The 22,666-nt window shown below is 28.1% G+C and carries 20 protein-coding genes and 2 other annotated features; of the genes, 3 read left to right on the top strand and 17 right to left on the bottom strand.

Annotated elements, in window-relative coordinates; translation table 11 throughout:
* Positions 1-2 precede the first annotated feature (2 nt).
* The 4 genes from KGF36_RS00515 to KGF36_RS00500 form a co-directional block, all read right to left on the bottom strand.
* Positions 3-1,205, bottom strand: coding sequence for a sensor histidine kinase (locus KGF36_RS00515; protein ID WP_227828097.1), 1,203 nt, complete (start codon positions 1,203-1,205; stop codon positions 3-5).
* Positions 1,206-1,734: 529 nt separating this feature from the next.
* A complete protein-coding gene (gene trpS / locus KGF36_RS00510) occupies positions 1,735-2,736 on the bottom strand; it encodes a tryptophan--tRNA ligase (protein WP_227828096.1) in 1,002 nt (333 codons plus the stop codon).
* Positions 2,737-2,759: 23 nt separating this feature from the next.
* On the bottom strand, positions 2,760-3,458 hold the full coding sequence (locus tag KGF36_RS00505) for a 5'-methylthioadenosine/adenosylhomocysteine nucleosidase (protein ID WP_227828095.1): 699 nt from the start codon (positions 3,456-3,458) through the stop codon (positions 2,760-2,762).
* A 42-nt stretch (positions 3,459-3,500) separates the two neighbouring features.
* Positions 3,501-3,741, bottom strand: a binding site (T-box leader).
* Between the two features lie 93 nt (positions 3,742-3,834).
* On the bottom strand, positions 3,835-5,238 hold the full coding sequence (locus KGF36_RS00500) for an amino acid permease (protein ID WP_227828094.1): 1,404 nt from the start codon (positions 5,236-5,238) through the stop codon (positions 3,835-3,837).
* Positions 5,239-5,732: 494 nt separating this feature from the next.
* On the opposite strand from KGF36_RS00500, the gene KGF36_RS00495 reads away from it, so the two are divergent.
* Complete coding sequence (locus tag KGF36_RS00495; RefSeq protein WP_227432453.1) at positions 5,733-6,809, top strand: M24 family metallopeptidase; 1,077 nt, start codon at positions 5,733-5,735, stop codon at positions 6,807-6,809.
* An 88-nt stretch (positions 6,810-6,897) separates the two neighbouring features.
* Here KGF36_RS00495 and KGF36_RS00490 read toward each other — a convergent pair whose 3' ends face one another.
* Positions 6,898-7,740 (bottom strand): DegV family protein, encoded by an 843-nt coding sequence (locus tag KGF36_RS00490; RefSeq protein WP_227829142.1) that lies wholly within the window; start codon positions 7,738-7,740, stop codon positions 6,898-6,900.
* Positions 7,741-7,924: 184 nt separating this feature from the next.
* On the opposite strand from KGF36_RS00490, the gene KGF36_RS00485 reads away from it, so the two are divergent.
* The gene (locus tag KGF36_RS00485) at positions 7,925-8,497 is read left to right on the top strand and encodes a TetR/AcrR family transcriptional regulator (protein WP_227829143.1); all 573 of its coding nucleotides are present in this window, start codon (positions 7,925-7,927) and stop codon (positions 8,495-8,497) included.
* Between the two features lie 144 nt (positions 8,498-8,641).
* Here the strand turns inward: KGF36_RS00485 and KGF36_RS00480 are convergent, their stop codons facing one another.
* The 9 genes from KGF36_RS00480 to KGF36_RS00440 all read right to left on the bottom strand — a co-directional run bounded on the left by KGF36_RS00480 (position 8,642) and on the right by KGF36_RS00440 (position 17,308).
* On the bottom strand, positions 8,642-8,914 hold the full coding sequence (locus KGF36_RS00480) for a hypothetical protein (protein WP_227829144.1): 273 nt from the start codon (positions 8,912-8,914) through the stop codon (positions 8,642-8,644).
* Positions 8,915-9,025: 111 nt separating this feature from the next.
* A complete protein-coding gene (locus KGF36_RS00475; protein WP_227829145.1) occupies positions 9,026-9,898 on the bottom strand; it encodes a YitT family protein in 873 nt (290 codons plus the stop codon).
* Positions 9,899-10,224: 326 nt separating this feature from the next.
* A complete protein-coding gene (gene ileS, locus KGF36_RS00470) occupies positions 10,225-13,332 on the bottom strand; it encodes an isoleucine--tRNA ligase (RefSeq protein WP_227829146.1) in 3,108 nt (1,035 codons plus the stop codon).
* Positions 13,333-13,421: 89 nt separating this feature from the next.
* Positions 13,422-13,654 (bottom strand) — a binding site (T-box leader).
* Positions 13,655-13,827: 173 nt separating this feature from the next.
* A complete protein-coding gene (locus tag KGF36_RS00465) occupies positions 13,828-14,355 on the bottom strand; it encodes a DivIVA domain-containing protein (protein WP_227432447.1) in 528 nt (175 codons plus the stop codon).
* Positions 14,356-14,389: 34 nt separating this feature from the next.
* A complete protein-coding gene (locus KGF36_RS00460) occupies positions 14,390-15,175 on the bottom strand; it encodes an RNA-binding protein (protein WP_227829147.1) in 786 nt (261 codons plus the stop codon).
* A gap of 9 nt (positions 15,176-15,184) precedes the next feature.
* Positions 15,185-15,442, bottom strand: a complete 258-nt coding sequence (locus tag KGF36_RS00455; RefSeq protein ID WP_054274603.1) for a YggT family protein — start codon at positions 15,440-15,442, stop codon at positions 15,185-15,187.
* Between the two features lie 18 nt (positions 15,443-15,460).
* Positions 15,461-15,919 carry a cell division protein SepF gene (locus tag KGF36_RS00450; RefSeq protein ID WP_227829148.1) on the bottom strand — a complete coding sequence of 153 codons (459 nt, stop codon included), beginning with the start codon at positions 15,917-15,919 and terminating at the stop codon, positions 15,461-15,463.
* 39 nt (positions 15,920-15,958) lie between these two features.
* Positions 15,959-16,663, bottom strand: a complete 705-nt coding sequence (locus KGF36_RS00445) for a YggS family pyridoxal phosphate-dependent enzyme (RefSeq protein WP_227829149.1) — start codon at positions 16,661-16,663, stop codon at positions 15,959-15,961.
* 9 nt (positions 16,664-16,672) lie between these two features.
* Entirely contained in the window at positions 16,673-17,308 is a 636-nt protein-coding gene (locus KGF36_RS00440) for an HlyD family efflux transporter periplasmic adaptor subunit (protein ID WP_227829150.1), read from the bottom strand.
* Positions 17,309-17,667: 359 nt separating this feature from the next.
* Here KGF36_RS00440 and KGF36_RS00435 point away from each other — a divergent pair, with 359 nt between their 5' ends.
* Positions 17,668-18,708: a PTS sugar transporter subunit IIC gene (locus KGF36_RS00435; RefSeq protein ID WP_227829151.1), complete on the top strand. Its 1,041-nt coding sequence runs from the start codon at positions 17,668-17,670 to the stop codon at positions 18,706-18,708.
* 562 nt (positions 18,709-19,270) lie between these two features.
* Here the strand turns inward: KGF36_RS00435 and KGF36_RS00430 are convergent.
* The 3 genes from KGF36_RS00430 to KGF36_RS00420 form a co-directional block, all read right to left on the bottom strand.
* Positions 19,271-19,579, bottom strand: coding sequence for a transposase (locus KGF36_RS00430; protein WP_227829152.1), 309 nt, complete (start codon positions 19,577-19,579; stop codon positions 19,271-19,273).
* A 1,173-nt stretch (positions 19,580-20,752) separates the two neighbouring features.
* Positions 20,753-20,950 (bottom strand): transposase, encoded by a 198-nt coding sequence (locus KGF36_RS00425; protein WP_227829153.1) that lies wholly within the window; start codon positions 20,948-20,950, stop codon positions 20,753-20,755.
* Positions 20,951-21,290: 340 nt separating this feature from the next.
* Positions 21,291-22,646: a PFL family protein gene (locus KGF36_RS00420; protein WP_227829154.1), complete on the bottom strand. Its 1,356-nt coding sequence runs from the start codon at positions 22,644-22,646 to the stop codon at positions 21,291-21,293.
* Positions 22,647-22,666 lie beyond the last annotated feature (20 nt).

Genomic DNA, 22,666 nt, shown 5'->3' with positions numbered 1-22,666 from the left:
TCCTACTCCTTTACATAAAACATAATTAAAGTTCCTTTATCAGTTCTTCTCATATTAAGACCACTTCCATACATTAGCTTAAGTCTTAAATGAACATTATAAAGGCCAATCTTATTTTCTGGCATATTATCTTGATATACATTATTTATAACTTCTTCACTTATACCTATACCATCATCCTCAATCGATATTCTCACAGTATTTTCTAATGAATGTTGTAACTTTTTTATAGATATTTTTACTACACCAGCTCTTCCACTTTCCAAAATCCCATGTATTATTGCATTCTCTACTATTGGCTGTATAATTAAGCTTGGAATTTTTATATTTACATCATCTATATCATAAATTATAGTCAATAAATCTCCAAATCTAGCCTTTTCTATTTCTACAAAAGATTTAACTTGCTCAATCTCTTTATTTATGTCTATCAAGTTATCACTATATTCAAGATTGTATCTCAAATAAGTTGATAAATTTATTATGAGTTCTCTAGCTTTATCTGGATTAAATCTTATAAAGGATGCTATCGTATTTAAAGAATTAAATAAAAAATGTGGATTAATTTGCCTTTGAAGTGCTTTTATTTCCGCTTTATTTCTTGCTTCTATATCCTTTTTATCTTTTTCAATTCCCTCAACTATAGATATAACAAACCCTATACCAATTTGTCCGACAATTAAAGGTAAATATATCACATTAATTATTTTAATTGCCAGAGAATGAGGCTGTGATATTAAATATATAAGTAATATAGTAAAACTTTCAGAAATCATACCTACTAGTATTCCATATATCACTCTATGCTTTTTTGGTATCTTTTTATATAAAAACCCTGATAACACACCTGCTAGTATGCTTGATAAAAGGCAGGGCATGGATGTTATACCTCCAATATCCATAAAATACCTATGTATACCTGACAGCAACCCTGCTGTAATACCTACAATTGGTCCAAATAAAACACCACCTGATACTATAGATATTATTCGAGTATTTACTATTGACCCCATATAATTTATACCATTGTAAGTACCAAATATAGCTAGAAAAGTAAAAACTAAAGATATACAAATCAAATCATTCAAGCTATATTCTTCTTTTTGAAATATTTGTTTAAATGTTTTTAGCTTTGTTATTAGAAGAAATAATACTACAATAAGGCTTGTTTTCTCTACTAATGCTATTAAAATTGATGTTTTCATGTTTTTCCCTCTTATTTTCCCTGTTAAAAATAATTTTTACATATGTTATTGGTATTATTTTTATGGTTTATTAAATACATAAAAAATAATTGCCTTAATTATTGTATCATATCAGTTAAACATAAAATCAAACTCATTTAATTATATATATAAATTTTTTAAAACGTTTTTTTGATATATTATTGACAATTTTCTTTATAAGAGTTAAAATTAATTCATAAATTACATATTGAGTATAAAGTATAATGGATGTATGTTCAAGGTTAGTTCAGAAGGCTCTGGTTTTCTGATTTTTTTATGCTCAGTAGTGATATGCAAAAAAGAACAAAGTTAACGTCAGTTAACTTTTACCTTTATTCTACTTTCCCCAAAGTAAGAATAATCTAACCCCTTTGAGATGAGCAAAAGCTCATCTTTTTTTATTACAAAACTAAAGAGGATATTATCTTAATAATATCCTCTCTATTTCCTATCATATACTTTTTTAATAACTTTAAAATTTGTTTACTAAAGAATATATATAATATAATTAATATCTTCTCTCTATAAATCCAACTTTTTTATAAACTTTTCTAAGAGTTTTTCTAGCTTGTTTTTCAGCCTTTTCAGCTCCCATAGTATATATTTTTTCTAAATAATCTTTATTATTAAGAAGGTCAACGTATTTTTCTCTTATCGGTCTTAAAGCTTCTGATACTACTTCAGCTACATCTTCTTTAAATACTCCATAACCTTTACCTTCATACATATTTACAATTTCTTCTACACTTTTTTTGCTTAAATTAGAGTATATATCAAGTAAGTTTTTAATACCAGGTTGTTCGTCAGTGTACTTTACAACACCTAAAGAATCAGTAACACTTCTCTTAATCTTTCTCTTTATAGTATCTGAATCATCTGCTAATAATATAAATGCATTTTCATTTGAATCAGACTTACTCATTTTCTTAGTTGGCTCCTGCAAACTCATTACTCTTGCTCCTCCTTTTGGATAGTATCCTTCTGGAACTACAAATGTAGGTGAAAATCTATTGTTAAATCTATTTGCTAAATCACGAGATAATTCTAAATGCTGTTTTTGGTCATCTCCAACTGGAACCAAATCAGCTTGATATAATAGTATATCAGCAGCCATAAGAACTGGATACGTAAATAATCCTGCATTTAGATTTGCTTCACTCTTTTGTGATTTATCTTTAAATTGAGTCATTCTACTTAATTCACCCATATAAGTCATTGTATTTAATATCCACATAAGTTCAACATGTTCTTTAACATGTGATTGTATAAATATAGTATTTTTTTCTGGGTCTAATCCACAAGCTAGATATTGAGCAAGTAATTCTATAGTATTAGCTCTCAAAACTTTAGGGTCTTGAGGTACTGTTATTGCATGTAAATCAACAATACTATAATAACAATTATAATTTTCTTGAAGTTCAGTCCAGTTTTTTATAGCTCCTAAATAGTTTCCTAGAGTCATCTTACCTGATGGTTGTGCACCACTAAATATAACCTTTTTTTCACTCATATGATTTGTACCTCCTTATATATTTATATTGATTTTAACATGCTTAATACGATATCTTTAGAATTGTTGGCTGCCTCATGTACAAATACTTCATATGCAACACCAGCACTTCCATCTGCTTTATCAGACATCGCTCTTATTATGACAAATGGAACATTATTTAAGTAACATACATGAGCTATAGCTCCACCTTCCATCTCTCCACAATACCCGCCAAAATCATTTACTAATTCTTCTTTTAATTCTTTAGAGTTTATAAATATATCTCCTGTTACTACTCTTCCTTTTAATACTTTATGAGTTTTTGTTTCTTCTACAGAAGATTTATAGGCAGCTTCTACGAGTCTTTCATCTGCTTTAAATACAGATGTTTCCATTCTTGGTATAACACCTTTAGGGTCTCCAAATGCAGTAGTATCTATATCGTATTGTATCGCATCAGTTGAAATTACTATATCATTGACATCAAGATTTTCATTTAAAGCCCCTGCAACACCTGTATTAACAATAGCATCAACTTTAAATTCACTTATTAATATTTGTGCACAAAGAGCAGAGTTAACTTTTCCTATACCACATTTTACTAATACAACATTTTTTCCTTCTAAAGTTCCTTTATGAAATTCTAAGCTAGCTTTTTTTACAATTTCTTTAATATCCATTAAATTTACTAATATACTTACTTCTTCATCCATTGCACCTATAATTCCTATTACGTTCATTTTGCCTCCTAAATTTTCTATATTAAAAAATCCGTCCTAAATCAATAGGACGGATATATTTTCCGTGGTACCACCTAAATTTATATATACTCAAATCTGAATATATATATCTTAATATATGCTATAACGTGCACACACGATATCAGATAATCTACAGTCTTAAACTGCATTTCACCTTACTCCTCAAAGACCCATTCAATAAACACTTTTTATTAAGCTCTCAGCACCCTTAATTCTCTGTGTAAAAGTCTATTTATTTACTCTTTCTTATCTCAGGATTTAATTTATTAATTTCTTTATTTTATAATATTCCTTATGATATAAATTGTCAACTATATATATAATAATATCCAAAATATATATTTAAAATACATTTTTATTTAGCTGATCTCTTTTCGTATCTATTCCATAACCATAGACCAGATAAGATAACTAGAAGACCTCCACCAATCATTTCTATTTCATATATGATATTTTCAGCAAATGTAGGCATAACTGGTGCTGCTGATAACAATATACCAACTACAGTTACAGTTAAAACCATTTTAGCTAAACCTATACAAGTACTTGTTGATTTTGCCATAGTATATGGTCTAATTTCATCTGGTCTCTCTTTTCTTAGTTTAATATAAGAAGCATATAACAACACATATGGGAATAATGCAGTTAATGCTGTCATAGTTACAAGAACATTGTATATAGCATCAACAGAAGGCATTAATGTAGTCACCAATAATATTATAGTAACTATTATTGCTTGAAGTATAACTGCTTTAGAAGGTATCTTATGTTTATTTACTTCTACCAAACTATCTGGAAATACTCCTTTTTTAACACTACCAAATAACATTTTTATTGGTGATGCTATATAAAGAACTATTGCTCCTAATATTGAAAAAGCTATACCAAAAGCTATCAATTGAACTAACCAAGAACCTATTCCTAAAGATTCACAAACAGCTGCAAGTGCATCTAATACACCTTTAGAAGCAGTAATTTGGTCTGGTGGTATTATCATTGTTATTGCAATAGAACCTAATACATATAATGAAGCAACTATTCCAGCTGATATTAATATAGCTTTAGGGAAGTTCTTTTCAGGCTTATCTATTTCTGTTATAAAGTTAGCTGCAGTTTCTGCTCCTGCTAAACCAAACATTATAGCTGATATAGCAACAAATGCATCCATATTAAGTTTTGGAGTCATTGAAGCTATTGTATATGTTGAAGCTATATCATGTTTTTTCAATACTAATACTGCTAAAAATGAAAATATTATAAGTATAGCACTTGGTATTGTTGAACCTAATGCACCTGTATTAGTGAATATTTTTGTAAAACTTATTCCTTTAGTTGCTATAATAGATAATACCCAGAATATTACTAAAGATAATATAAGTACAAATATCTTATTATCTGCAAGTGCTGGATTTCCTATTGTATAAGAAACATTTACTGCTAAAAAAGTTAGGAATGAAGAATACCAAAATATTTTAGCTGTCCAGTTTAACCAAGAAACTAAAAATCCATATTTTTCTCCAAAGGCTTCCTTAACCCAATCATATAAACCTCCATCACCTTTTTGGTATGTAGAAGCTAATTCAGCACAAATTAAAGCTCCTGGTACGAAATATATAAATGAGAATAATAACCACATAGGTATTGCACCTAATCCTAAACCGAAGCTTGACGCTGTCGACTTAGCTATCCATCTTATACCATATAAAGCTGATACATTCATAAATACCAAACTCCATAGGCCTATTTTTTTCTTTTCCATCCTATTATAATTTCCCCTCTCTTTATTAATTAAAAATTGATTTCATAACTGTTAAGATAGATTCAGCCTATAAAATACTTCAATTTAACCTATAAAATACTTTAAATAGAAATATTTATACTTCAAATTTAGATATTTTGAAATCAAAATTTACTAAAAGTGATAAATTTTGAAAGTTCCATCACTTTCTCTTTAATGATACTAAATTTTTAAAATTGTTTCAATATTATTTTAATATAAAAATTTTTTTATTAATTTTCATAATTATATAACTATCTCAAATATATATTTTTACTTATTCAAGTTATTATTTTTATAAAATTTTCACAATATAAACTGATTTTACTTTTCTTTTAATGTAAAATGAGGAATTAAATTTAATATAAAAGATATATGTTAAAAATTTTTTATATTTCTAGAAGAAAAGTATACTAATTTTTGTTTAATAGTGCTAAAATTGATTTGTATCGAATTTTGATTAGGAGGAAATTATTATGAAGACTCAAAGATTAAATGCTGTACTTGAACAAATGAAAAAAGATGATATTTCTCAAATGTTGGTAAGTGATCCTACTTCAATATTTTATTTAACAGGATTACTAATCCACCCAGGTGAAAGACTACTAGCTTTATACCTAAATTTAAATGGTAATAATAAATTATTTATAAATGAATTATTCCCAGTTGCAGAAGATTTAGGTGTTGAAATGGTTTGGTTTAATGATACTCAAAATCCAATAGAAATAGTAACTGAACATGTAGACAAAAATGCTACTATGGGTGTTGACAAAAACTGGCCAGCTAGATTCTTATTAAGCTTAATAGAATCAGGTGGAGGAAGCAAATTTGTAAACTCATCTTATATAATAGATACTTTAAGAATGTGTAAAGATGAAGAAGAAAAAGAATTAATGAGAATAGCTTCAAGATTAAATGACAAAGGTATGGAACAACTTAAAGCTACTGTTTCTGGTGAACTTACAGAAAAACAACTTGTTGGTAAATTATCTAAAATATATGAAGACTTAGGTGCTGATGGATTTTCATTTGACCCTATCATAGGATTTGGTCCTAATGGAGCCAATCCACATGGAGAACCAGGAAATGCTCTTGTAAAACCAGGTGACGCAATAATATTAGATATAGGTTGCATAAAAGATAACTATTGTGCTGATATGACAAGAACTGTATTCTATAAAGAAATACCTGAAAAAGGTAGAGAAATATTTGAAATAGTTCTTGAAGCCAATAAGAGAGCTGAAGCTATTGTAAAACCAGGAGTTAGATTCTGTGATATAGATGCAGCTGCTCGTGATTACATAACTGAAAAAGGATATGGACAATACTTCACTCATAGAACAGGTCACTCTATAGGACTTGAAGTTCATGATAAGGGAGATGTATCTTCTATAAATACAGATACTGTACAACCAGGAATGATATTCTCTATAGAACCAGGTATATATTTACCAGGAGAGTTTGGAGTTAGAATAGAAGATTTAGTACTAGTTACTGAAGATGGTTGCGAAATACTAAACAAATATGACAAAGAAATATGTGTAGTTGGTTAATTATAAGATTAACTTAGTAACATCAAAATAAGCTGTATAAAAATGATTTTATTCATTTTTATACAGCTTTAACTTTTTAATTTATTATTTATATTGCAGTTATCAAAATTGCACCTTTTGAAGTATATGTTCCCATTACTGAACCAACTTCACAGATTACAACATCTTTATATTTAACATCCTTTTCCATAGCTTCTCTTACTTTTTGAGCCTTTTCAGGGCAGTTAGCATGTCCTATAAATAAAACCTTATCTTCTTTATCTATAATTTTTGATTCTACTAACTGAATCAGTTTTTTCAAGCTATTCCCTTCACCTCTTGCCTTATCTATTGGAGTTACAATCCCATCTGCAACTTGTATTATAGCCTTAAAATTTAATGTATTTATAATTTTTCCTGCTATTGGATTTATTCGCCCTCCTTTGATAGCGTTTTCTAGCGTCTCTAGAGTTCCATAAAATGGTGGATTGTCTTTATATCTATCTATTATTGAAACAATTTCTTCAAGTTCTTTTCCTTCTTTTATTAATATTGCCGCTTTTAATATTAATTGTCCTATGCCAATTGACCCACTAAGTGAATCTATAATTTCGATTTTTTTATTATTTCCTTCTTTTTCGAACATATCTTTTGCCAAAAGTGCACTATTATAAGTTCCAGATAATCCTGAACTTATATTAATTACTAATATACTTTCCTCTTCACATTGATATGCCTCTAAAAACTTATCTGGCGAAGGACATGATGTTTTTGGCAATAATTTACTTTCATCCATTTTTCTGTAGAAAGTTTCATTATCTATTTCCTTCCCAGATATATAGCTCTCTTCTCCAAAAGATACATTTAAACCAATAACTTCAATATTGTATTTCTCTATTATATGATTAGGTAAGTCACATGCACTGTCTACTATCAATTTTATTTTATCCATATTAACCTCACTATAATATATTGTTTTTGTTTATTCAGTCGGTCGTACGACCGATTTAATTATTATTTTATATTTTGAATTAAAAAAAGTCAATAGATATAGATTCTTGCTTTATTGACAATAATTTTCTATAAGCTTATAATGTTATTAATTTGTTATAAATATACATAGAAAGGTAGGTTTTATGAAAACAAATAATATGAAACAGGCTATTTTATTATCTGCTACTAATTTAATAGCCAAAAATGGAGTTCAAAATACTAGTCTTGCTGATATTGCAAAAGATGTGAATATAAGTAAGGGTACATTGTATTATCACTACTCATCTAAAAATGATATTATATATGACATTGCCGATACTCATTTAGAAGTTATAACTAGTGCTATATTAAACTGTGTAAAAAATGTCAAATCCAAAAATTCTCAAATAGAAATGGTCAACTTAATACTAGAAAAAATATCTACTATAGAAAGTCGTGGTAGAGTACATATGTATCTTATTTGTGAGGCTATTACTTCAAATGATGATTTGAAAGAAAGAATGAGATTAAAATATATTGAATGGCGAACTACCCTTAAATCTGAAATTATTGAATCCCTTGAAAAATATAGTGGTGATGAAAATGAACAGGATGCTGAATCTTTTTCTTTTTTACTTATGTCTATAGTTGATGGTTTGGTTGTCCAAAGCTTGTTAAAAACAGAAAAAATACCTTATGAAAATATTGCTTCTTTTTTAGTTAATCATTGGATTTAAACTTAATATTTTAATAATTAATAAAAGTGAACCATTAAAGTTTTTTACTTTAAACAGTTCACTTTTTTATTTGCTATGAATAATTTTTATTTAAACCTTCATGGAATCACAAAATAAAAATCATTTTATTAATTTAAAATATTTCTATTTATGTTGATGTGTATGCCCATCTAAATGTTCATGCCCATGTGTATGTGTATGTTCATGCCCATGCTCATGAGTCCCTGAAAATCCATCATCATGATTATGGTCATGCCCTACACCGTTTACGTGCTCATGTTCATGCCCATGACTGTGAGAATGTTCATGTGAATGTTGATTGCTATCTCCTCCACAACATCCTTCTCCTCCAGTTCCACAGCATCCATTTGCATGTGGATTATGATGATTTCTTACTACAAATCTTTCTCTTAACATATTATTATACCTCCTAGTATATTATTGAGCACTTCATGTGCCCCATTAGTTACAGTATACATCTAACTAGGTACAATAACAAGATATATGGTATTTTTTAACACTTATATCTTATAGAAATTTATCTTTAAAACCTCCACCTTTTACTTCTTCTACATTGTTTACAGAAATAAAAGCTTCACTATCCATATCATAAATTAAATCCTTAAATTTACCTACTTCATTTGCAGATATGATACAGTAAATCATTTTTTTCTTATTCTGCGTATATGCTCCTTCTGCTTCTAAAAAAGTTACGCCTCTACCCATCTTATTCATTATTACTTTTGATATTTCTTCATATCTATTTGATATTAAGAGTATAGATTTTTTTCTATCGAAGCAATCTTTTGCTATATCCATTGTAAAAGAAATTATATACATAGTAATTAGAGTGTACATTACCAATTTTGCTCCAAATAAAAATGCACCTGCACATACTACAAAAAAATTAATAAATAAAAATGTATTTTTCATTGGTATATCATACTTTCTTTTCATTATAGCTGCTATTATATCAAGTCCTCCAGCAGTAGCTCTTGCTTTAAATGTTAACCCCATACCTATACCAGTTAAAACACCACCATAAATACACTGCAGCATAGTATCATTTATAGGAAAATATTTAGCAATATCTTGTGTTACCCCAAGTGCAACAGAAAATAGCAACATATTGACAAAACTTATTAACAAAAATTTATTATCAAAATACTTTTTAGCTATAATAAATATCGGTATGTTCATCAAAAAACTAGATAATCCCTGATTTATACCAAATAACTTATATAATATAACACAAATTCCAGCTACTCCTCCACTTAACAACTTGGCTGGTGCTAGATATAAATTTATTCCTATGGTTGATAAAATCATTCCCAATATAATAAGACCATATTGCAAAAATATGTTATTATCAATACTTAGTTTTTTGCTTTCACCATACATCAAAACGCACCCCTTTGCATAATAAATAAACTACCCTGCATAATGCACAATAAATTCAAAAATAAATTTACCAGAAGTAGTTAACTCTAAAATATTATTCATCCTCACTTAAACGTTTATTCACTAACATTTTATCATATGCTATAAATAATTTATATGATTTATATAAATTTATTTATTGTAAATTTTGGAATATTAAAACATTTAATCATTAGTCTACTAAAGCAATTAATTAAATAAAGAAATAAGCTATCTTTTTAAAAAAAGCCCTATAGAAATTTACAAATAAATTTCTATAGGGCTCTTAATTAACAACTTATTATTTTTTATTTTCTTGTAACTTTTATACCTGTCATATGGTCATTTAAGTTTTGTTCTTCTAAAGATTTATCATCCACTCTATTTATTTCTAAAGCTAAAGTCTCAGACTTGATGTATTCATTAAAATGCTCAACAGCCTTAGCAATTTCATCATCACCACAGTAATCTATTACTATGTTGTCTAATACTTCAAAATTGCTAGATTTTCTCAATTGTTGTACTTTAGATATAAATTCTCTAGCATATCCTTCATCAATTAACTCATCAGTTAATTTAGTATCTAATATAACGAAAAGATTATTTTCAACAGATACATTAAATCCTTCTTTAGCAGTTATACCTATTAATACTAAGTCTTTATTAAACTCAAAAGCTTCACCATTTAAATCAACTGTTAAAGTTTCACCATTTTCAAGTTTATTAGCAGTTTCATGTGCATTTAATTTATTTAATGCTCCTACAAATAAGTTCATCTTAGCACCTAATACTGGTCCTGCTTCTTTAAAGTTTGGTTTTAAGCTAAAGTTCATATATTCATCCAAATCTTTAGCAAATACTACTTCTTTAACATTAAGTTCTTCTTTTATTAAATCAACTACATCACTTATTGTATCTTCAAACTTACCATCTACTAATACTTTTTGTAACGGTTGACGAACTTTTATTCTCTCAACTTCTCTTGAAGCTCTACCTAAAGTAACTAGATTCTTAGCTAAATCCATTTTTTCTTCTAATTTAGTATCAATTAGACTCTCATTAAACTTAGGATATTCAGCTAAATGAACAGATACTTCTCCAGTTAGATTTCTATACATTTCTTCTGACATATATGGAGCAAATGGTGCTATAGCTCTGCAAAGTCCATGTAATAATTCATAAGTTGTATTGTATACAGCTTTTTTATCTTCTGTTAATTCAGTTGCCCAGAATCTTCTTCTTGAACGTCTTATATACCAGTTAGATAAATCATCATTTATGAAATCTTGTATCATTCTTAAAGTTTTATTTAATTCAAATATCTCTAAGTTTTCTTCTACATCTTTCATTAAATTATTGAATTTAGATAGTATCCATCTGTCAAGTTCTGGTCTATCTTTGTATTCTACAAAGAATTCAGTTGGATTTATATCATCTGTATTTGCATATAAAGTAAAGAAGTTATATACATTCTTCATAGTACCTATAAATTTACTTTGGATTTCTTTTAATCCATCCATATCAAATTTAGTTGGAGTCCATGGTGGAGAAACATATAGTAAATACCATCTTAGTGCATCTGCTCCATATTGGTCAAACAACTGCATAGGATTTACTGTATTTCCTCTTGATTTACTCATTTTCTTTCCATCTTTATCAAGTACAAGGTCTGGAACTAAGACACTCTTATATGGTGCTTTTCCTAATACAAATGTTGATACTGCAAGTAATGAGTAGAACCAACCTCTAGTTTGGTCTATACCTTCTGATATATAATCAGCTGGGAATAGTTTATCAAAGTTTTCTTTGTTTTCAAATGGATAGTGGTGTTGTGCAAATGGCATAGCTCCACTATCAAACCAGCAGTCTATAACTTCTGTTACTCTTGTCATTGGTTTTCCACATTTTTCACACTTTAAGTGTATATCATCTACATATGGTCTATGAAGTTCTACAGTTTCTGGGTTTACATCTTCTACAGCTTTTTCAGCTAATTCTGCTCTTGAACCAACTGAATCTGTATGGCCACATTCACATCTCCATATAGGAAGTGGAGTTCCCCAATATCTAGTTCTTGATATTGCCCAATCATTTAGATTTTCTAACCAGTTTCCAAATCTCTTTTCACCTACAAAGCTTGGGAACCATTTTACACCATTATTATTTTCTATTAATTTATCTTTAAGCTTAGTCATTTCTATATACCAGCTTGGTTTTGCATAGTACACAAGTGGAGTTTGACATCTCCAACAATGTGGATAATTATGAACTACTTTTTCCTTACTATATAGTTTATTTTCAGAAGCTAGCCATTTTATTATTTCAACATCTAGCCCATCTTCCATTACAAATCTACCTTCCCAAGGAGTAGCTGTAAATTTACCAGTTTCATCTACTGGCTGTACAACTGGTAAATCGTATCTTTTACCTGTATTGTAGTCATCTTCACCAAATGCTGGTGCTGTATGAACTATTCCAGTACCATCTTCAGTAGTTACATAATCTCCTACTGTAATGAAAAATGCTTTTTTATCAACTTCTACAAAAGGCATTAATTGTTCATATTCTAATCCTTCTAAATCTTTACCTTTCATTTCTTCTAAAACTTCATAGTCTTCACCTAATACTTTATTAGCTAAAGGTTTAGATACATAATATACCTCATCACCTTTTTTAACTTTTAAGTAATCAACATCAGCATTTACTGTTAATGAAACATTTGATGGTAAAGTCCATGGAGTAGTCGTCCATGCTAAGAAGTATTCATTAGCATCTTTTTTCTTAAATTTAGCTACAACTGTATTTGTCTTTACCTCTTTATATCCTTGTGCAACCTCATGACTAGCAAGACCAGTTCCACATCTTGGGCAATAAGGAAGTATTTTATGCCCTTCATAGATATATCCTTCTTTATTGAATTTATTAAGTATCCACCATACAGATTCTATATAGTTATTATCTAAAGTTATATATGGATTATCTAAGTCAACTTCATAAGCCATTCTCTCAGTCATTATTCTCCATTGTTTTTCAAATGAGAAAACTGACTCTCTACATTTTTGGTTAAATTCAGCTATTCCATATTCTTCTATTTGTTGCTTGCTAGTAAGACCTAATTCTTTTTCTACTTGTATTTCAACTGGTAATCCGTGTGTATCCCAACCAGCTTTTCTCTTTACTTGATAACCAGACATTGTCTTATATCTACAAACAGAATCTTTAAGTGTTCTAGATAAAACATGATGTACTCCAGGATTTCCATTAGCTGTTGGAGGTCCTTCATAAAATACAAAACTTGGGTCGTCTTTACCTTTTTCTAGAGTTTTTTCAAGTATATCTATGTCTTTCCAATAGTCAAAAACTTGTGCTTCTGCTTGTTTTACAGAACTGTCCACCAATGGCTTAAATTTTGCCATATAAATCACCCTTTCTTACAGTTATTATAATTCCAAAGTTTTTATTCTTTTACATAAATTTGAATAATAAAAAACCCGTCCCCTTTAAACAAAGGGACGAGTTATCAATCGCGTTACCACCCTAATTCTATATGTGAACTTAACAATACTCACATATAACACTCTAATAGTATAACGGCACTAACCGGCACAGCTTAATAAAGTTTAATCGTTCAGCCTGCAGCTCAAGAGTGATTCTCATCTTTATAAATTCCTTGGTTCTCAGCATACCCAATTCTCTGTAAAATTATCTAAAGATAATTGTCTCTATCAACGCTTTTAAAAATTTATCTGTGTTTATATGAAATTCTATAACAAATAATTTGAATAGTCAATATATTTTTGAAAAATATAATAATTTATATTTTTCTTGTATTTTTATCCTATTTTTAGTTTTTGTTATAGTATTCTCAAACTTAAACAATAATTCTACCTAAAATCCAGTAAGATTATTGTTTATTCTAAAGTTGTAGCAGCTTCATCATTACTATAATTATACACTGATGTACCTTCAAATGCATTTACACATTTTTCATCTACATCATAAAAAATCTCATCGACACTTCTTATTTCATCTTCTAACAATGATTTAAATTTATTTCTAAATATCTTAAATTCTTTAACTAAAGCATCGTACTCTTTTCTTATCTCTATAACACGATTATTAGCCTGTTCTATAATTTGTCTAGCTTTTAAATCTGCTTCTTCAACGATTATCTTAGCTTTTTTATTTGCTGCACTACAAGTGTCTTCTGCTGCACTTTGAGCAGTTATTAAAGTAGCTTTTAGTGTTTCTTCAATATTTTCATATTTGTTTACTTGGTCTTGATATAATCCTAATTTTTCTTTAAGAGCTGTATTTTCTCTACACAGAGATTCATAATCTTCTTTGATGATATCTAAAAACTCATCAACTTCTTCATCTCTATAACCTCTTAAACCTTTTTTAAACTCTTTATTTTCTATCTCAATTGGAGTTAGCATTACATTTCCTCCCAGCTATAATTTTAATTAGTCCTTATACAATTAATTTTGCTTGAACTTTTATTCTTCCTTTTTTAGTAATATCTCCTATTTGTGTTACTTTAGCTCTTCCTTTACCTCTAATAGAAATTAAATCATCATTTTTAATTATTTTAGAAGTTGAAGTTATCTTTTCATAATTGACATGGACTTTTTCTCCATTTATGTATTTTGCACTATCTTGCCTAGATATATTGTAAAGACTACTTATGATACAATCTAACCTATCTGAAGATACTGTAAATGATACTTCCTTATATTTTGAAGAACTATTAACAATATTTTCTCTGGAAATTTCCTTTACAATTACACTATTTCTTGAAACTTTCTCTAAATTTATGATTATAAAATCACAAATATCACTACTTACAACTACTTGACAAAAACTATCATGTATAATTATATCTCCAATTTTTTCTCTTTTTATACCTAGATTCAAAATTGCTCCTAAATAATCTTTATGAGATATACTTTTAAATTTAAAATTTCCTTCTATCTGTAAAAATCTAAGAGTATCTTCTATATCCTCATATTCCATGTAAAATGGATAAATAAATACAGTGCTTCTTTCAGCTTGTTCGTAACCTCCATCCACACTGTATTTTATTTCATTAGTAGAATTTAATATATCTACAGCATTTCTCACTTCATATGGATTAAGAAACTCAGTAGACTTAACATCATAGTTTTTTATACAACTATTAGCCTTGTCTATTACTTTAAACATTTTATTTTTCAAGTCTATATCCTTTATGTGATTTGTCAATTTCAATTTGTCCATGTTATCACCTTAGAATATAACCAATACTAATTGTCTTAGGAACATCAATAATACTATTGCAATTAAAGGAGAAAAATCTATCGGCCCATTTGTGTATTTGTACATTATAGACCTTATTGGACCTTCTATTGGCTCTGTAAGATTTTCTAAAATCTCAAAAATTTTGCTTTGTCTTCCATTTGGAAACCAAGTCATCAAGCTTTTTATAACTATCATCCATGCTATTATGTCTAAAAGATAATACAGTGCAATTCTTATTGTTCCCATACATTAACCGCCTTTTTACTATTTATTTTGCCAAGGGAAGAATGCTTTGCTTTCTAATTCTTTTTTCATATTTGCATCTATATCTACATTATTAGGAGCTAGTATAAATATTGACTTAGAAACCTTTTGTATACTTCCATCTAAAACATAAACCGCTCCATTCATAAAATTAAATATAGATTTACGAACTTCAGAATTAGTCAATCCTTCCAAATTCACTATAACTGCCCTTCTTTGTTTTAGATGGTCTGCTATAGTTGCAGCTTCATCATAAACTTTAGGTTCAACTATTACAACTTTCATTTGAGAAGTTGTATGTAAATTTACAATTTTATTTGCTTTTGCAGCACTAAATCCTCCATTTATTTCTTCCTCTTGAACTATATCGTCCATACCACTTTCATATTCATCTTCAATATAATCTTCATCTTCATCAACTATCCAGTTCTTAAATTTAGATATTATTCCATTTGACATTATTAACTTCCTCCTTAGAATTTATTCAGATTTGAGTAATTATTTTTTATTGTAATTTCTTTCTCCAAAGATTGATGTTCCAACTCTAACAATGGTAGCCCCTTCCTCTATAGCAATTTCATAATCGTGACTCATTCCCATTGATAAAACATCCATACCTACATTAGATATGTTTAATTCTTTTATTTGTATTGATAAATCTTTAAGACCTTTAAATACACCTCTTATTTCATCTTCATCTGCTACAAAAGGTGCCATTGTCATTAGACCTTTTATTTTTATATTTTTATATTTTTCTGACACTTCTTTGACAAAATCTATAACTTCTCCTTTGTCAAGTCCATGTTTAGATTCTTCTTTAGATATATTCACTTGTACTAAGCAATCTATTTCTCTATTTATTTGCTCAGCCCGTTTTTGAATTTCCTCGCATAACGCGATTCTATCTAAAGAATGTATCATACAGACTTTATCTATTATGTACTTAACTTTATTTGTTTGCAAAGTTCCTATTAAATGCCAATTTAGTTTGTCACCTATAATATCATACTTTCTAGCTAATTCTTGAGGTTTATTTTCACCAACAGAAGTAATTCCTTCTTCCATTGCTTCACTAACTAAATCTACATCAACAGTTTTTGTAACTGCTAGAAGAGTAATCTCTTTACTATCTCTATTTACTTTTTTTGCGACTTCATCAATTTTACTTCTTACTTTAGATAAATTCTCTTTAACAGAACCCATTATTATCACCTACTTTATCCTTATATTTGTGTTTATTCTGTTAGGTCTTAAAATTATTTTGTCATATAGATTAACACTTTTAACTCCATTTATGTCATTTTTATAATAATCCACAAATACAGAAGATTCATTTTCATAAGTTATCCCTTCTAGTATGACAAATTTTACACTTTGTGATTGTTCATCAATTACATATACACCACGTTTATTGTCTTTTGTTTTTATAGAAGTTTTAGGTATTTTTAAACATTCCATCTGATTATATATTATATCAAATTCTTCGACACTTGTATCCTGATTTCCAATAATTTGGTTACTTATTTTTAATTTTACCATTATTTTATTATTATTTTTATATATTTTGTAAACTTTTGCATCTATTTTTTGTTTGTTATATTCAATTATGACATCTTGATTTTTTTTAAAGCTTTTAGAATCTTCTTTATCAACATATATTGATAAAAAACTACTCTGGTCATTAAAGTCTTTTTCTAAAGTACCTTCTGTACTAATTTTTGCATCGACTACTTCAGATTTTAATACTACTGTATCTACATTCTTACTAATAATCATTACTAAGATATTAAACACTAAATATATAAGAATACCAAGTATCACTAATCTGGTATATTTAACCTTTTTCAAATACTCTCCCCCTATAAAATTACTTTCATTATAAATACTTCTTCTAAAAAAGGTTTATTCCTTTTTTATATGATAATAATTGTTTTTTTTCATATTAAATTTATTTTTTATCAATCTTCCTATACAAGATTGTATTATTTATATATAATTATCTTATAAAGTATAAGTTTAACTTACATTTTAAACTTGCTTTATATACTTTTATAGTTATTTTTATTTTTAGATACAATATAAAACCAATTAAAATTTAAAATTACTTTTGTTCTGTTGTCATTAATTAGTTAATTATTTACACATTAGGATAACGTTATCATAAACAAAAGTTTATGTCCTAAAAAAAATACAAGGAGGATTTTCTTATGTCAGAAATTTTATTAGGAACAGGTTTACTTTTATTGGTTCTATGTTGTTTCACAATTTTTAGTTACAAAGCTCCATATGGTATGAAAGCTATGGGAGCTCTTGCAAGTGCTGCTTGTGCTACTTTCTTAGTCGAGGCATTCAACCTTTCTTTACTTGGCGACGTTTTAGGTATGGAATTTTTTAGAAGTGTTGGGGCCGCTAATGGTAGCCTTGGTGGAGTTGCTGCTGCTATACTTGTACCTTTAGCTCTTGGTGTATCTCCAGTTTATGCAGTTCTAATAGGATTATCGTGTTTAGATTTTTCTATATTATCTGGATTCGTTGCTGGGTACTTTGTTTCTTTCTTGATTAAGTTTATAGAGAAAAAGGTACCACCTGGAGTGGATTTAGTAGTAGTAATCCTTCTATGTGCACCACTATCTCGTCTTATAGCATCAAATGTAGACCCATTAGTTAATAGTACACTACTACAAATTGGACAAGTTTTAATAGAGGCTACTAATATTAGTCCTATAGTGATGGGAATTATATTAGGAGGCTTAATAACAGTAGTTGGTACATCTCCACTTAGTTCAATGGCGCTTACATCTATAATTGGTCTTACTGGTCTTCCTATGGCAATAGGAGCATTAGGTGCTTTTGGTTCAGCTTTTATGAACTCAACACTATTTGCAAGATTGAAGTTAGGATCTAAAAAAGATATTATATCTGTCGCTATTGAACCACTGACTCAATCAGATATAATTTCGGCAAATCCAATACCTATATATTGTACTAATTTCTTTGGAGGCGCTTTTTCTGGTATCGTTGTAGCTTTGATGGGGCTTGTAAATATGACACCAGGTACAGCTACTCCTGTAGCTGGATTTGCTATAATGTTTGCCTATAATCCAGTTAATCAAGTACTTATAACAGCTGGATTGTGTGCCTTATTTAATGTAGTCGCAGGATTTTTAGGCTCAAAAATATTCAGTACTTTTAAAGTTCTTACTGCTGATGAAATACGTGGTACTGATATAGAAGAAGAAATTGCTTAAAAACAATAAGATTTATAAATTAATATTTTAAGTTGATATTTTAAATGATAGAGTTTTATATTGTAGGCAATTTTATTAATTGCAAGCGTTTTATTTTTATATTTGTTTATGATTATTATGTGTGTTAAATATTTAGATAGATTTTTATTTTTTTAAATTTAGTTTTTTATTTGGTTGATATAACTTATTAATATTTAAATATAATAACTTTTAAATTTTTTAAAATGTTTTACTTAATTACTTGAAAATATTATTAAATTTAAAATTCAAAATAAAAGGGGTTTTCTCAAAATTGATTTTTTCTAATCAAATTTTAAGTTTAACTCCTTTTTTGAATTTTTATATGTTATTTTTTATTACTTCTTTTTAATTAATATCTTAAACTTTAATATTGAGGAAATTTGGGCAAAAGAAATAAAGCATATGTATCTTAAAAAAATTTAATTACATAGCTATTTCAAATAAGTATTTTCCAAATTTTCTTTTCTGTATTCGATTATGCAATTTATCAATATCATATGCTAACGCCAATAGATAATATTAAGTTCTTACATTTGTAGTATTATTTTGTAACGCCGAAATGTCCTTCTACTTGAATAGAGTGATTCATTCTAAGCAAAATTCCTACTTTATTTTTAATATTATCTTGACTACGCTTCCTAAGTTTAGTTAAAACTTTAGAACATTCAATCTTTTTATTATTCTTACCTTTAAAGCATTTTCCACGTAAAAAGCAATTATTATAGCTTTCACATTTATACACTTGTACTTCATATGTATCCATTTTTATTTGTTTTCTTTTTAGATATGTAACTTTAATAAGTCTCTTATTAGCACAAGTATATACATCTGATTCAGAATCATATTTCATATTTATTTTCTATATTTTTCAAAATAGATGGAAAATAGAGTAGTTTCAAACTGCTCTACTTTTTTATCTAAAATAAAAAGTGTATATATAATTTATTATATAAGTTATTTTATTTATTCAATAAATGGAAAATTTTTTCAATATAAGATATGTTATAATAAATATTTAGTGTATGATATTTAAGAAAATAATGATTTTAAATTAGGGTTTTATATTAACTAAGTGATATGTAAATAAATTATTAGCATATGCTTGTTGTAAAGCCTATCCAAGTTTTATATTAACTAAGTGGTATGTAAATTCACCAGGTAAGATAAATTCATTAAATTTACCTGGAAGGTTTTATGTTAACTAAGTAGTATGTAAATGAAGGTCTTTCTATTGTTTTATTTAAAGAGTATTCTTTTTATATTAACTAAGTAGTATGTGAGTAGTTTCTTCCCTCCATTACTTTTTCTTCTTTCTACTCTAGTCTTATAGTGAATACGTACAAAACAAAATAGTTTCAAATTTCTCTGTTTCTTTATCTAAAACTAAATAAAAAATGTATATATAAATTTAAATAATTTTAGTTCTTTATATTTAGTTTATTTAATAAATCTAGATTTTTGCTAGATAAAATACGATATAATGAATATATAATATGCAGTGTGCAATATTTTGAAAATAAACGCTGTACGAATTGGAAATACTGTTTTACAAGGTGTTTTTTTAAATATCAAAAACACTACTCATAATTCAGTGCTTTGTGTGATTGAAAGTTTTGAAAATACTAGATTTGAATTAGTGTTTTATATTAACTAAGTGGAAAACAGGAGTTATCTCAAAATTGATTTTTTTCTAATCAAATTTTAAGTTTAACTCCTTTTTTAATTAGTATCTTAAATTTTAATACTGAGTAAATTTGAGAACAAGAAATAAAGCATATGTATAAAAAATTAACTACATAGCTATTTCAAATAAGTGTTTTCTGAATCTATATTTTTGTATTCGATTATGCAATTTATAAATATCAAAGGCTAACGCCAATAGATAATATTAATTTCTTACATTTATAGTCTTGTTTTGTAACACCGAAAGTTTCTTCTACTTGAATAGAGTAATTCATTCTAAGCAAAATTCCTACTTTATTTTTAATATTATCTTGACTACGCTTCCTAAGTTTAGTTAAATTCAAGAATATTCAATCTTTTTATTATTCTTACCTTTAAAGCATTTGCTACATAAAAAGCAGTCATTGCAGCTTTCACATTCATACACCTGTACTTCAGATGTATATCCACTTTTATTCGTTCTCTTTTTCAGATATATAGGTCTAAGAAGTCTCTTATTAGCACAAGTATATACATCTGATTCAGAATCATATTTCATCTTCTCTTTTCTTCCTACTATAGGATTTAAAGCTATGCTTTTTAATTTGTTTGTAATTTGCAGGTTTAATATATGAATTAAGGTTTTGATCTTCTAAATACTTATAGTTTTCTTAACTTTCATATCCAGCATCACATACAATATTTTTAAATTGCTTTTCTCTGTTTTTTTACAAAAAAAGAGATGATTCAAATTTTTATTTTGAGACATCCCCTTTATTATTGCTTTAATTCAAATAATTAATTTTAAATTTATATTCTTAGTTATAATTTTTTAATCTAGACTTTGTTCTAAATAGAAAACTATTTTTTCTTAAATTACACTAGATATGTAAATGTACTTAGTTTTTAAATGAATGTATAGGAGCTGGAATTCTTCCTCCTCTTTGGGTAAATAGTTCAGATGAATTTTTATTTATAGGCATTACTGGTGCTCGTCCTAAAAGACCTCCAAACTCGACCATATCACCTACATCGCATCCTGGTGCTGGTATAATTCTAACTGCTGTAGTCTTATTATTAATCATACCTATTGCTGCTTCATCAGCTATCATAGCTCCAAGTGTACCTGCTGTAGTGTCTCCTGGCACAGCTATCATATCAAGACCTACAGAACAAATTGCAGTCATAGCTTCAAGTTTATCTATACTTAAAGCACCCTTAATAACAGCATCAATCATACCTGCATCTTCAGATACTGGTATAAATGCTCCACTAAGTCCTCCAACATGTGAACATGCCATAACTCCACCTTTTTTAACAGCATCATTTAAAAGGGCTAATGCTGCTGTAGTACCATGAGTACCAACAACTTCAAGACCCATTTCCTCTAATATATTTGCTACAGAATCTCCAATTGCAGGTGTAGGAGCTAATGATAAGTCTATTATTCCAAATGGAACATCTAGTCTATTAGAAGCTTCTTTTGCTACAAGTTGTCCAACTCTTGTAATTTTAAATGCTGTCTTTTTAACAGTTTCTGCGACAACATCAAATGGCTCTCCTTTTACCTTTTCTAAAGCTCTCTTAACAACTCCAGGACCACTTACACCAACATTGATAATTCTATCTGCTTCACCAACACCATGGAATGCGCCTGCCATAAATGGATTATCTTCTACTGCATTACAAAATACTACTAGTTTTGCACAACCAAAACCTTTTGCATCTTTTGTCATTTCTGCAGTTTCTTTTATAATTTCTCCCATTTCTTTTACTGCATCCATGTTTATACCACATCTTGTAGAACCTACATTTACTGAAGCACATACCTTATTAGTACTTGCTAAAGCTTTTGGGATTGATTTAATTAATATCTTATCACCTTTTGTATATCCTTTTTGAACCAATGCTGAAAACCCACCAATAAAGTCTATCCCTAAATCCTCTGCTGCTCTATCTAATGTCTGTGCAAATTTCACATAATCTTCTTCATCTGTTGCACCTGCAATAATAGAGATTGGAGTTACTGATACTCTTTTATTTACAATTGGAATACCAAATTCACGTTCTATATCCTTACCAACTTTTACTAAGTTTTTAGCAGAATTCATAATTTTATTATATATTTTTTCTCTCGCTTTATCTCCATCAGGGTCTATACAATCTAGTAATGAAATCCCCATAGTTATAGTTCTTATATCTAACTGTTCTTCATCTATCATCTTGATTGTTTCAAGTATATTTCCTACATTCACTGTTATCACCTCTCCTTACT

The organism is Clostridioides sp. ZZV14-6009 (assembly GCF_020658095.1).
Classification (GTDB): Bacteria; Bacillota; Clostridia; order Peptostreptococcales; family Peptostreptococcaceae; genus Clostridioides.
The sequence above is the reverse complement of the archived record's forward strand: the minus strand, read 5'-3'. Positions and strand labels throughout refer to the sequence as shown.

Coding starts and splice junctions, on each gene's coding strand:
- KGF36_RS00515 (WP_227828097.1), bottom strand. CDS start 1,205: ATGAAAACATCAATTTTAATAGCATTAGTAGAGAAAACAAGCCTTATT.
- trpS (WP_227828096.1), bottom strand. CDS start 2,736: ATGAGTGAAAAAAAGGTTATATTTAGTGGTGCACAACCATCAGGTAAG.
- KGF36_RS00505 (WP_227828095.1), bottom strand. CDS start 3,458: ATGAACGTAATAGGAATTATAGGTGCAATGGATGAAGAAGTAAGTATA.
- KGF36_RS00500 (WP_227828094.1), bottom strand. CDS start 5,238: ATGGAAAAGAAAAAAATAGGCCTATGGAGTTTGGTATTTATGAATGTA.
- KGF36_RS00495 (WP_227432453.1), top strand. CDS start 5,733: ATGAAGACTCAAAGATTAAATGCTGTACTTGAACAAATGAAAAAAGAT.
- KGF36_RS00490 (WP_227829142.1), bottom strand. CDS start 7,740: ATGGATAAAATAAAATTGATAGTAGACAGTGCATGTGACTTACCTAAT.
- KGF36_RS00485 (WP_227829143.1), top strand. CDS start 7,925: ATGAAAACAAATAATATGAAACAGGCTATTTTATTATCTGCTACTAAT.
- KGF36_RS00480 (WP_227829144.1), bottom strand. CDS start 8,914: ATGTTAAGAGAAAGATTTGTAGTAAGAAATCATCATAATCCACATGCA.
- KGF36_RS00475 (WP_227829145.1), bottom strand. CDS start 9,898: ATGTATGGTGAAAGCAAAAAACTAAGTATTGATAATAACATATTTTTG.
- ileS (WP_227829146.1), bottom strand. CDS start 13,332: ATGGCAAAATTTAAGCCATTGGTGGACAGTTCTGTAAAACAAGCAGAA.
- KGF36_RS00465 (WP_227432447.1), bottom strand. CDS start 14,355: ATGCTAACTCCAATTGAGATAGAAAATAAAGAGTTTAAAAAAGGTTTA.
- KGF36_RS00460 (WP_227829147.1), bottom strand. CDS start 15,175: ATGGACAAATTGAAATTGACAAATCACATAAAGGATATAGACTTGAAA.
- KGF36_RS00455 (WP_054274603.1), bottom strand. CDS start 15,442: ATGGGAACAATAAGAATTGCACTGTATTATCTTTTAGACATAATAGCA.
- KGF36_RS00450 (WP_227829148.1), bottom strand. CDS start 15,919: ATGTCAAATGGAATAATATCTAAATTTAAGAACTGGATAGTTGATGAA.
- KGF36_RS00445 (WP_227829149.1), bottom strand. CDS start 16,663: ATGGGTTCTGTTAAAGAGAATTTATCTAAAGTAAGAAGTAAAATTGAT.
- KGF36_RS00435 (WP_227829151.1), top strand. CDS start 17,668: ATGTCAGAAATTTTATTAGGAACAGGTTTACTTTTATTGGTTCTATGT.
- KGF36_RS00430 (WP_227829152.1), bottom strand. CDS start 19,579: ATGAAATATGATTCTGAATCAGATGTATATACTTGTGCTAATAAGAGA.
- KGF36_RS00425 (WP_227829153.1), bottom strand. CDS start 20,950: ATGAAATATGATTCTGAATCAGATGTATATACTTGTGCTAATAAGAGA.